Below are 12,442 nucleotides of genomic sequence, written 5' to 3' on the forward strand. Positions count from 1 at the left end.
GCTGCTTAAGAAGATCCATGAACATAGTTGAGAAAGCTCATTAAAATATCGCCAAGTTCTATCAATTACTTTGTAGAAATATCAACAGGATCGAAGTAGTTTGATTTTCAACTATTTTATCGTCCATAGGAACAAAATCGGCATAAATAAAAAAAGTGCAGTTATAAATTACCGCACTTTTCATTTTGCAAATTTTATTACCAAACCTGTTTCGACAATATATTTAGTCTTTATCCCCTAAAATCCACAGTCCAGCATCAGGATTCGGTACTCCACAATGAGGTTGAGGAGTCAAAAACAAGCGTACAGAAGTAGACCAGCCTCTATCGGGATTATCATAACGTAAAAACCAAATACCATTGGCTACTTTTTCTACTCTCCAAGTCACTCTATATACCGCATTGCCTGGTTCAATATTTTGACCTTCACTGCAAGTTGAACATTTCATCCAGTAGTAAATTCCTGTACCATCTTCATTAAAAGTATATTTATTAATTTCGCCATTATTCCACGTCATGGTCCAATTACCAACTACAGCAGCTTTATATATAGGCATTGAATCTACAGGAGCTAAAACTTTGCCCTGAAGTTCTTTCTCTTCAACAAACCCTTGTTTTGAAACCTTGATTTTATAACTGAAACTTTCTTCTTTTCCGGAAAGCGATTTAAACTTCACCTGATCTCCTGATTGGCTAAATAATTTTACAAAAGGATTTGATACATTTGAAACTAAAACCTCATTTGTCGCAAGTGTGGTTGATTCTTCACTATTTTTGTATGCTGGGAAACGACCAAAAAAAGATGATAATTTATTCCAATAAAGACTTAGTGAAGCCATTGAACTAATAAAAGATCCGCTACCATAGCTTACATCACTGTCATTAGAAGTTATAGACCGGAACGTAGGTTTTAAATTAAGACTTGTATTTTCATCATCTTTAAAAACTTCGACAGTAGATAAAAATAAAGCCTTTGTAAAAATCCAATTTGCGCCTAGAAATGTACCTGCAGCTGATCTAAATTTCAAAAATGCAGGACCTACTTCTGCTAATAATAGATAACCAGCCATTCCTAATGGCAAAGAAATTCCAACAGCTGTAATTCCCCATGCTGCAGGTCCAAGCACAGAAGTATTTGCCGCCACACCTGCCATTATACCAGCGGTAGCAAGCATCCTCAAAAATTCTTTTGATGCATTCCCTAAGCTTTTTGCGGAATTGCCTAGATTTTCTGCCGTGCATCCATAAAATGATTTAAAATCTATCCGTGGACAATCTGATTGAGCTTGGAGCCTGAATGTTGTAGAACCGTCTAAGTTTGCGAATACATCATTCAGAGCTGATTTAAAAACTGACTTATTTGCTTCATAAAAAAGTGCTGTTTGTCTTTTTTGTTCAGCTGACAGTGAGTTAAATAAACTTTGAACTTCATGTTTATAGGCATTAAGACTATCTAATTTACCCTTTTCTTCTTCAGCAAGGTTTAATTGAGATACCTGCGTATCAAAATTCTGAAATAAACTTGTTACTAGCTGGTCTGCATTTTTTTCTTGCGTTTTACTAACACTAAACTTAATTTTTGCCAACTCAAAATCTAATAATTGCTCCCCCACATAAACATCAGGTACAAAAAAGGTAAGTGTACTGTCTGAAGTTTTTAATAATTCAACAGGTGCACCACCAAACGTACCAATATATTTCTCAGAAGGTACTATTGAAGTTTGAAGGCTAATAATTTCAAAAGTCTTCACATCCGTCTTTTCTGCTATTGCTTTATTAGTAAAAGTATTCGTGACATCTGGCTTAGCATCTTCCTTTTTAGAACAACTGCTGATACCAACAATAGTCATAAGAAAAATTATGCATTTCACCAGAGGCACTTTTTTAAATTTTCTTTTCTGTTTCATTTATAATCATTGATTTATCCCACTATTAATTTTTCTCTGTTCCTCTATAATAGAACATTGAAAACAAAGGCCATTTTTATACCTACTTAAAATGTTCCAAATAATTGTACATAAAAAATAAAAAACACCTACCCAATTTTTTAACCCTAATTCAAAAACTAGTGATACGGTTCCCAAAATTTTTAGTTTGTTATTTGCAAATTTAATAATCACACATACTTTTGTCTACCACCACAATTGAGTATTAAATTACTGGCATTCAACATCATTTGCCAATAGTAAAATACTATTTGATTAATATTCATAATCCTTCAGTTTCTCAACCACCAAAATGAAGTAGAATTTCATTTTTATTAACCTTTAAAAAACAAATTTACATTGATGAATAAATCTATACTCTTCTCCGCCTTGCTGGGGCTGTTTTCACAAGGCTTACATGCCCAATATGACCCCACTCAGCAATGGAATGGCAAGATAGGTAAAACCCTTCCCGAATCTCAGCCCTACAAAGCCGAACCAATAGTAAAAGCTACGAAGGGAGCTCCAAACGTAGTCTGGATATTGCTTGATGATGTTGGCTTCGGAGCCATCTCCTCTTTCGGAGGACTTATCCAAACACCAACATTTGACAGTCTTGCCAACAACGGACTCAAATATACCAACTTTCATACAACCGCAATCTGCTCTCCTACACGTGCCACATTGATTACAGGACGTAACCAACATTCGGCTCATATGGGCTTATTTCCGGAAACCGCTGTTAACTATCCAGGTTATGATGCTAGAATTCCTTTTGAGAAAGCAACCATTGCTGAAGTATTGCGTGAAAACGGATACAATACATTTGCTCTGGGAAAATGGCATATTACACCTGTTAATGAAGCCACTCAGGCCGGTCCGTTTAATCGTTGGCCAACAGGCAGAGGCTTTGACAAATACTATGGTTTTCTCTATGGCGAAACGGACCAATTCCATCCTCAGCTTGTGGAAGGAACTACACCGGTTGAAACTGACAATGGCACACACCTTAATACATTACTTGCCGACAAAGCAATAAAATACATCACCGATCAGAAATCTACATCACCGGATAAGCCTTTCTTCCTGTATCTGGCAACCGGTGCAGGTCATGCTCCTCATCAGGTAGAAAAGGAATGGATAGACAAATACAAAGGTAAGTTTGATCAAGGCTGGGACTATTATCGTGAGCAGGTATTAGCCAATCAGAAGAAACTGGGCATCGTTCCTCAGAATGTAGTATTGCCTCCACACAACCCTGGTATCAAAAGCTGGGATTCATTGTCTGTTGATGAGAAAAAATTGTTCACAAGATTCTTTGAAGTATATGCAGGCTTTATTTCTCAGACTGACTATGAAATCGGAAGAATTGTGAAGCATCTTAAAAAGCTTAATCAGCTTGACAATACATTGATTGTTCTTGTTGTTGGGGATAATGGTGCAAGCAAAGAAGGAACCTTCGGAGGAGTTGTTAATGGCCTTGGCGAATATTTTGAAGGCAACAGAGAGAATAGTGGTCCAAAGTATGACGAAAGAATCAAAAACCTTTTAAAGAGCTATGACAAAATAGGAACTGAATATTCTAGTCCCAACTACCCTCTTGGATGGGCACAAGCGACTAATACGCCTTTCAGATACTGGAAACAAGACGCGAACTCAGAAGGTGGAACCAGAAACCCTTTAATTGTTTTTTATCCAAAAGGAATTAAAGACAAAGGTGGAATACGTGATCAATATACGCACGTTAACAGTGTATGGCCAACTACAGTAGAATTGATAGGAGCTAAAGTACCACAGGTGATTAACGGTTATGTTCAGGAACCAGCAGAAGGTATAAGCCTTGGTTATACTATTGATAATCCGAAAGCTCCCAGCAGGCATAATGTTCAATATTATGAAATTTCAGGAACACGTTCCATTTACAAAGATGGCTGGAAAGCAGGTACATTACACAAGCCAGGAACTCCTTTTGAGAAAGACAAATGGGAGCTTTACAACCTGAATGAAGACTATAACGAACGTTTTGATCTTGCTGCCAAAAATCCCGAAAAACTAAAAGAACTTCAGGACATATTTGACAGTGAAGCCCAAAAATACAATGTATATCCATTAAAAGACGGCTTATCTACCAGCTTTGGCGCAGGACAAAGTGCTTATGAAGGACAATCTACAGTTGTATTATATCCGGGAGTAGCTCAGATTTTCGGAGCATCAGGACCATCATTGACAGCAAGACCATTCAGCATTACTGCAGATGTTGAAATTACAGATAAAACAAATGAAGGAGCTCTGCTCGCCGTAGGAAGCAGATTTGAAGGTTTTAGTTTCTTTGTAAAAGAAGGAAAACTCCAGGTAGCGCATAATCATAACTCTAAAGTAACTTACCTTGTCTCTGACAGACCAGTCCCAACAGGAAAAGTTGCATTACGTTTTGATTTCAATTTTACACAACCTAAAGCTCAGGGAGAGTCTGCAGGTAAAGAAATCTTGTATATCAATAATCAGAAAGTTGCAGAAAAGGATATCACTCCTGTCCATGCGTATATATTTGCATATGACGAAGGTCTTGATGTTGGCAGAGACCAGCTAACACCTGTTGCTGATAAATACAAATCCCCATTTAAATTTACGGGCAAGTTGAATAATATTACAATCAACTATCCTCAGAATAACAGAGAAGCTCAGGAAAAAAGCCGAGAATAGTTTCAGCTAAAATGCACAAGAGGCTGATTCAATCCGAATCTGCCTCTTTCATTTTGTGCAAACACCTTGTTCTCCCCAGGTATTATTCTTTAATTATTTTATTGATTTTATCTCCTGTTTTTACAATATATATTCCGGCTGGCCATAAAGAGCCATCAATTGAAAGTATTTCTTCATCCTGTATAACCTGTTTTAGTACAAGGTTCCCCATCATATCATAAACAGTAACTTCCTCATCATTGGTCAAGTCTTTCAGAATAAACCTCTCCTGAAAAGGGTTGGGGCTAACATTATTCGTTCTTTCATTTATAACCGGGAAAATAGATGTAGTAGGATTCACATCATCTTTTACAAGATAACCTATAACTCTAGTCATACCAGGCTCTACAATAAACGATTCTTCGTTTTCTAGATGGTACCCAAAACGTTGTGTCTTTACTTTGAATTTTCCGGCAGGAAGGTTTGCAAATATAAACCCTCCACCACTATTTGTTTTAGCCCAATCTACAATTAGACCATTTTCATCTACTGCATAAAGTATAAGGTTAAGACATGCATAATGTTTGGTATCAGGAGCAAAAAAAGGATTATCACCTATTGAAGAGCCCATCCAATCTGTGCCAGCATCACTGGATGTAGTGTCTTTATAGAAGATAGAACCCATAACAACATCATTTGTATTATTACTTTGCATTCTTTTTATCAAAGAAATATTAGCCTCTGTAATGTCACCCGTTAAAATAAGTTTATTGGCTAACTTTAAATCCAACTTATTTAAAAAGTATGTTGGGAAATAATCCTCCTGAAGGGTTGTAATCACATACTTATTGTTTACTAAATACCCCGTGTCACGAGGTATTGCATAAAGTATATATTCACCTTTTTTTAATCCTTTAATACTATATGTTCCATCATTATTTGTTTTTTGAATAGAAGTTTTTCCATTCTTTATATTGATAGCAGCAACATAGGCTAAAGTGAAGTCGGGAGATTCAGAAGAAATTTTTCCTGATATACTATGATCATCAGAAAACACCATTGCGTTTTTATAATACTCATTCAAACAAGAACTTTCAATTTTAACACCAAGACGGCGCTCAATACCTTCGGAAGATTCTTTTAAAAAAGGTAAGGTATCATTGATAAAAGAAATGCTTTCACTAAAGATATTATTAAACCTGTCAGTTTTATAGCCTAATGTATTAGTAAATTCAGCTGCTACATTACAAAAACACCAAACATCTTTTTTAAAAAGATTATCATTATGTTCAAGGTTTATTTCTCCTGCCATCACCTCTCCTCCGAATATATTCCGGAACATGGCTACATTCCTTGTTATATTCTCAGAATCATTTAAAAAAATGACATCACCCGAAACAGTGTTATTTTCAAACAATGCTGCTCTTGTGCTCACCCATTGATAATCTCCCGGTCGTATCTTAAGTCTTCCTCTTTTTATTGAAAAATAATTATTCCTGATCTCAATACCAGCAAGATCATTTTGAATAATAATATCGCCTGACTTATTAACAAAAGCATTGTCCGAAACTACAATTTTACCTTCTGTAGTGTAACTGGATATGGTGAAACTCCCCTGAACTTTATTACAACTTAAATCAAGTCCGCTAAGATAATTTAAATAGCAATTCTGGAGAATATTGCCCTCGACTCGCATCTTGGAAAGTACCGTATCTATTTGTAATGGACCTGAAAACTTATTGCCCTGTATGATTATAGGGCCGTCTATAATGCGAGAAGTTAATGAGTTTATCTTGTTATTCTCAATTTTAATTTCTGGAAGATTATTATCATTATAGACAAAATCATCTTCTTTATTGATCGCTAAGCTCAGGATTGTATTATCTCTAATTTCAGCAATGCCCTGCACTTTAAGAGTCAGGTATTGAATTTTACAGTTCTTTATAATTGCTTTTGTTTGATTATCCTTTAACTGAATATTAAATATGGTATTGAAGCTACAGAATGAGAAATCAGCAGAGGCATTTTTGTAAAGGTCAATAGAGCTTCCTACATTTCCATTATAATTTGGATAAGCAATAAATCTAACAGAATCAGTTTGGGTTCCTTCAAAAGAAATTTTGTATCTGTTTTCCGTGTAAAAGAAAGTACCCTTCATAAAACAAATCTTCACTCCTGCTCCTACTTTAATATCCTTGGCAATTCTGCACTTACTCTCAACAAGGTAAAACCCTGTAGTATCCATCAGGTTTTCATCAATATAACCTTTCAGAATTTTCAATCCATTGACTGGCCTTAAGACAGGCTCATCATTGTATTTAAAGTCTATCGGACGAATTAATCCATCTGCAGAACTATATGCACTGCCAGAAGCACGAACAGAGTCAACAACGATAGAGCTATATCCTTGTTTCGTTGCTATCAATTTATAATCTGTATAAGTATCTGCATATCTTATGGTAAAATAGCCATAACCATTCGTTGATGTGGTATCTACCAAAGTTCCATCATATCTCCATACTTCTATGTGAATACCACTATGATTGTTCTTTCCTAGTAAATATACAGATCCACTATAACCTGCCAATGCATTTACAATGAATAATAAAATCAATATAATTTTTTTCATGATTTTCTTTTTATAAGTTTTAAAAAGTGAAACTGAAAACGTTTTCATTAATAAGGCGTGGGATGTATAATAACGTTCTATAGTTTTAGAAAAAATAATTTAATAAAAGTGAAACCTGATGTTGCGTAACCGAAAGATCTTTATCTGAGATTTTATATTGGTAATGGTTCTGTAACATATAACGAGCAGAAACTGCAAAGGCATTGGTTAATTTAAATCCAAATTCTGTGCCTGTTCCAAGCCTGATCTGTCTTTCGTGAATTTCTTTTCCATCTCCTTCTTTACTTACAGATAAAAAGATGGGAGCTAGTTGAACTAGAAGACCACAGTAAAAGCGATTTTTAGAATATATATATCCAAAAGAAATAGGTATGCTTATCGATTTTACTTGTTTATTATAAGCTACATGATCGATGGAAACTAAAGTATCTGTCCTTGTTCGTGAGATCTCATCAACAATAGGAATCTCAGTTGAAACACCATCTACAGTATGGATATAACTACCAATAGTATCATATTCTATAAAGTTTATTTCTTTTGTATATCTGTTACTTTCAGTGCTGTGAACTTTTGTTTTTCCAAGCAGATAGTTAATGCCAAGTTCTGCAAAGAATACTTTAGACAACCATATACTGCCTCCTATTGAAGCAAATCTTGAATTACTATTTTCAACATTCTTATCTTTATATGAATCCCGGGAATACCCAGTTCCGCAATAAATTTTATTTAACCGTATTCTGTTTAATTGCTTATCTGATGAGCTATAATATTCATGTCTGATCACAACCGGATCTTTAACTTCAATTATTGTATCATAAACAACAACAGTATCTCTCTGTGCATAAAGAGAAGGTATGACCAGGACACAAGCTAATAAACTAAAAAAAATGAGCCTTAAAACTTTTAATGCCTTTTCCAAAACCTTCCTTTCGTTTTAATAGTGTCCACTTTATGAATAGTATCCTGTTTTACAATCAAAACTTTCTGCACCTTTACAAATGGGGACTTGGGAGATTCTTCAGGAATATTTTCTGAAGCATTTAAAGCAGATTCTGAAATTTTCTCTTCAGATACTGTTATGCGTCTCTCCTCCTGTGTTTTGCGGAGCGAAGGACTTAAAGCTTTATTCTGTATTTGTTCAGATGAAACAGAAGTACTATTGGATACCTTAACGTCTCTTTCCTCTTCTTGAAAATCATTAATTGATTGTCCTTTGATGGATAATGGTTTTTTATTCTGAATATGCTGAATGATCTCAGCCTTTGCGACAGATTTATTCTTTATAAAGTTGGAATAAAAGTAATGTCCTGCAATAACTGAACTCAGAAATAAAGTTGTTACAATAGAAACAGCATAATAAATATTAAAATGTGTCCATCTAAAATGTAGAAAGTTTTGTTTCTGAATGCGGCTTTCCATAGCCTCCCACTCACCGCCGTCTTTTCTGACTGTATAATCATCAAAGACTGCTTTATACATGTCTTTAATTGGATCGCGCATAGTCCTGAGTAGATTTTAGATAATTCAACAAATATTCTTTTAATAATTTCTTGGCACGGTTAAGTCTTGTTCTTGAAGTAATCTCATCTATTTCAAGCAATGAAGAAATCTCCTTATGACTGAGCTCATCGACGTAGAACATGCTGAATACAGTGGAAAGAATCTCTGGCAGACTGTGTAGTGCCTTTAACATATATACTTCATAACCGGGCATATCAAGTAGCTTAAGATATTCGGCTTCGTCAAAAGAATCTTCAGCCAAATCCATATCTTCTTTGATATCTTCCAGTTTGTACTTCTTATTTTTTCTTATGAAATCAATAGCTGAATGTATCATGACCCGCTTGAGCCATCCTACAAAAGAACCATCGCCTTTGTATTGATCCAGGCATTTAAAAATTTCAATAAACCCATCCTGTAAAACATCGCTGACATCATCAGGATTTTTTAAATACCGTACACATACCCCCCTTAACAAAGGTGCATATCTGGTATATAATAACCGCTGCGCAAAAATGGAACGCTCTTTACAAGCCCTAATAAGTTCTTTTTCGTCCATATCCTCAATGAAGGCGTATGACTTTTAAAAATGTTCTATAAAAATGGTGAAAAAATTTTAGATGGCGAGATTACCCTCTCTCTATTTACGATATAGCCCTGATAAACAACAAAATAAAAAAAACAATTAATATAAAAATAATCCAGAAGTTGTAAAATATTACCTAATGTCACGATATGAGGAAAAATTAGAATACTGCATATTAGAAGCTAGTCAAATACAAGACAAAAAGACCTTCCAGGTCACTCATAAAATTAAGGAATAATGTTTTAAAGAAAAGGATTTTGAAAAGCCAATTTTCTTTTGATTAGCAATCAAATTTTCTAATCATCAAATAATCTCCTATAAAAAGCAAAAAGCCAGACTTAAATCTGGCTTTGTTGCTAAAACACACTATTTACTTATTATTCAATAACCAGTTTGTCACTGATGACTGTCTCATTGTTAATGATCTTCACTAAATAAATTCCCGAAGACAAATGGGAAAGATCTATATTGTTCTGAAAAGCATCTGTTTCGAATACAACTATACCTGAAGGATTTATTACCTCCATATGACAGTCCGATTTCAGATTTCTTATATTAAAGAGACCTTTATTGGGGTTAGGATATAAGTAAACCTCATCTTTTTGCTTTTCCTCAATACTCGTCACCGGATCAAGCTCAATGTAATCGGAATAAACTATTGCCTGGAACTCTTTGTAAGGATCAGAATCCTTATTTCTCCAGCTTCTTATTTCATCTGCAAGATTATTATTCTCATCATAGATCAATTCATAATCCGTTTCAAAATAGTCAACAACTTCTCCTGTCCCATCTTTAATAACATTCAGACTATGCAACAGCTTTCTGTCGTTGTTTAAATCATATTCTGATTTTTCACTTGACAGCAACTGATCACCGTCAAATGTATTCACAACAGTTGTTTCCTTCAGGCCAACCTTATCCCATGAGGATATTAAAAGCCATCCTAAACCGGAAGCCTTCATAACTTCCCTGAAATTTCCATCCTTGGATTTCGAGATCTGCAATGTCTCCTTTAAGCTTCCATCTGTGTCAAATACTTTCCTTGTTTCTATCCAAAGGTCCTGAAAATCCCTATAAGAACTTGAGTCCCTTACCACCCAAGCATTATTTTTGAAATCTTCAGTAACCTTTTGGGTATGAATATCATTCTCAAAATCCAGCCATCCATTATAAGTGATCCTTGATGAATATGTCCAGTTTTTTGAAACAGGATCTATAAAAGAATAAGTTTGACTTAATATCCTTCTTTGAGCATCGTACTTAATAAGGTATTTAGTTATATCATTCCATTGCTTGGTATCACTCTCATACATCCTCATTTTGACTTCTTCTTCATCAGATTGGGGGAAAGACCTTACTTCCTCAGTTGCAGAATTTAAAACCCATCCGTTTTGATATAGGAACATAGAGCTTCCGCAATTTCCTCCTTGTTCATTATAACAATTAACTTCCTTTGAACTTGGTTGCCATTTTCCGTTTGCCGGATCCCAGATATAATAATAAGATTCAAGAAGTTTCCTGTCATCTCTGTAAACAAGAGAGTCTTTGGAAATGAATACACCTAAAGCATTTTTACTTGTCTTTGTAATCTGATCCCCAGCCTTGTTGTAGGCATAAAGATAAGTGCCTGATAAAGACCACGATTCTTCAACCTTATAATAAACCTCTTCTTTCAATGGCTTGAATATCTTTTGCTGAGCATTCCCAGACAAAGTAAATAAGCACCATAAAGCCACAACTTTAAAAATCAATTTCATAGCATGTCGTTTTAAAATAAACCAATTATAACTCCCTCCATTATAGAATTTCAGCAAAGTAAAATATTAAAAATCTATTAAAACCTGACCGAGGTCAGATTTTCAGGGGTTACAATCATTCTAAATATTTGTAGTTAAGCGCGTTTCAAAATAATCTTTTTACGGATGCGACTCAGGCTATCCTGATGTATTCCCAGATAAGAAGCAATATATTTAAGTGGTACTTGCTGCACTACTCTTGGTTGATTTTCATAAAGCTTAAGATATCTTTCTTCAGGACTAAGGTTTCTGAAATCTATTTCTCTTCTTAGGTTCCACTGAAGTAAAGTATCCAGCATAACATTCTCAATATGGTTAAATACTTTTGTATTTTTTTTCAGAAATATAATATCATCTTTTTCCCAATACAGTGCTGTAACACCCGTTAATGCATCAAGTGCAACTGTTGAAGGAACTTCATTCTGAACATATACAAAAGTAGAAACGAAATCATTCCAGGAGATAAAATCCATTGTTGTTTCATGCGCTTCATGAGCCACATATAATCTGACTGTACCGTTGATCAAAAAGTAAAGTCTTTTAACAGGCACACCCTGCTTCATAAAAGTTGTACCTTTTTCTATAGAAACTGTTCGCGTACGTTCTGAAACAGTTTTAAAATCTTCTTTACTTATAGAAATACCTTTTTCTTCCAAAGAATGGAGAAACAATTTTAACATATCCTGGGACATAAGGAAATATAGAAAACCGGTATATATCCTTATAAGAAAAGATAGGTAACCTACATTCAGCAAAATAATACCCAGTTCTATATAGGGCGGTAAGCCTCAAATAACAGATTATTAAAGCCCCTCTTTTATTGTAAATGAAATTACTGCTGCTTAAACTCTCTTACTTCCGCATAACCATCAAACTCATATATAGGACAAGTTTGAGCAATAGCAGTTGCTTCATTCAGGTCTTCAGCTTTTAATAATAAAAAACCTCCTACAATCTCTGTCCCGACTTCGTGCAAACCTTTCGTCACCTTGGCATCGTTGCCTTTTATTAAATTACCCTTTAGCGTAAGACTGCTTCCTCCAACAAGTTTACCTTCCTGCTGGTATTTCGTAAGCCAGTTTTTCCAGTTGAGTTGGTGTGTTTTAATTTCATTTTCCTGATGCGCATCTCTTCGGCCATCAGGTTCTCTTAAAAGCACAATAAAATTTTTCATAGGAAGATTAAATAACATTGAATAATTGAGACCAATTTAAAGATGTTTTGTAAAACTATTTTAGTAAAAAATCATTTTCTGCTTATTTTTTTTATTGAGCATAAGATTGCAGATCATTAGCAAAACCTTGTATTCCCTGTACTGATTTTTT

The 12,442-nt window shown here is 34.8% G+C and carries 9 protein-coding genes; 1 reads left to right on the forward strand and 8 read right to left on the reverse strand.

Going from position 1 to position 12,442, the window contains the following annotated elements:
• Positions 1-223: 223 nt before the first annotated feature.
• Positions 224-1,870, reverse strand: a complete 1,647-nt coding sequence (locus K350_RS0114815; protein WP_156027050.1) for a hypothetical protein — start codon at positions 1,868-1,870, stop codon at positions 224-226.
• A 417-nt stretch (positions 1,871-2,287) separates the two neighbouring features.
• Between K350_RS0114815 and K350_RS28955 the strand changes: the two genes are divergently transcribed.
• Positions 2,288-4,627, forward strand: coding sequence for an arylsulfatase (locus K350_RS28955; RefSeq protein WP_051313166.1), 2,340 nt, complete (start codon positions 2,288-2,290; stop codon positions 4,625-4,627).
• A gap of 82 nt (positions 4,628-4,709) precedes the next feature.
• Here K350_RS28955 and K350_RS0114830 read toward each other — a convergent pair whose 3' ends face one another.
• From K350_RS0114830 to K350_RS0114860, 7 genes are all read right to left on the reverse strand, one after another.
• A complete protein-coding gene (locus K350_RS0114830) occupies positions 4,710-7,235 on the reverse strand; it encodes a T9SS type A sorting domain-containing protein (RefSeq protein WP_162144179.1) in 2,526 nt (841 codons plus the stop codon).
• Between the two features lie 85 nt (positions 7,236-7,320).
• Positions 7,321-8,154 carry a hypothetical protein gene (locus tag K350_RS0114835; RefSeq protein WP_028980580.1) on the reverse strand — a complete coding sequence of 278 codons (834 nt, stop codon included), beginning with the start codon at positions 8,152-8,154 and terminating at the stop codon, positions 7,321-7,323.
• The gene (locus K350_RS0114840; protein ID WP_028980581.1) at positions 8,139-8,735 is read right to left on the reverse strand and encodes a hypothetical protein; all 597 of its coding nucleotides are present in this window, start codon (positions 8,733-8,735) and stop codon (positions 8,139-8,141) included. Before K350_RS0114840 ends, K350_RS0114835 begins: the two co-directional genes overlap by 16 nt.
• Complete coding sequence (locus tag K350_RS0114845; protein ID WP_037575762.1) at positions 8,719-9,294, reverse strand: RNA polymerase sigma factor; 576 nt, start codon at positions 9,292-9,294, stop codon at positions 8,719-8,721. Before K350_RS0114845 ends, K350_RS0114840 begins: the two co-directional genes overlap by 17 nt.
• 404 nt (positions 9,295-9,698) lie before the next feature.
• Positions 9,699-11,078, reverse strand: a complete 1,380-nt coding sequence (locus K350_RS0114850; RefSeq protein ID WP_028980583.1) for a T9SS type A sorting domain-containing protein — start codon at positions 11,076-11,078, stop codon at positions 9,699-9,701.
• Between the two features lie 134 nt (positions 11,079-11,212).
• Positions 11,213-11,797 carry a Crp/Fnr family transcriptional regulator gene (locus tag K350_RS0114855; protein WP_028980584.1) on the reverse strand — a complete coding sequence of 195 codons (585 nt, stop codon included), beginning with the start codon at positions 11,795-11,797 and terminating at the stop codon, positions 11,213-11,215.
• 152 nt (positions 11,798-11,949) lie between these two features.
• A complete protein-coding gene (locus tag K350_RS0114860) occupies positions 11,950-12,291 on the reverse strand; it encodes a YciI family protein (protein ID WP_028980585.1) in 342 nt (113 codons plus the stop codon).
• Between the last annotated feature and the right edge of the window lie 151 nt (positions 12,292-12,442).

This window comes from Sporocytophaga myxococcoides DSM 11118 (assembly GCF_000426725.1).
Lineage (GTDB): Bacteria > Bacteroidota > Bacteroidia > Cytophagales > Cytophagaceae > Sporocytophaga > Sporocytophaga myxococcoides.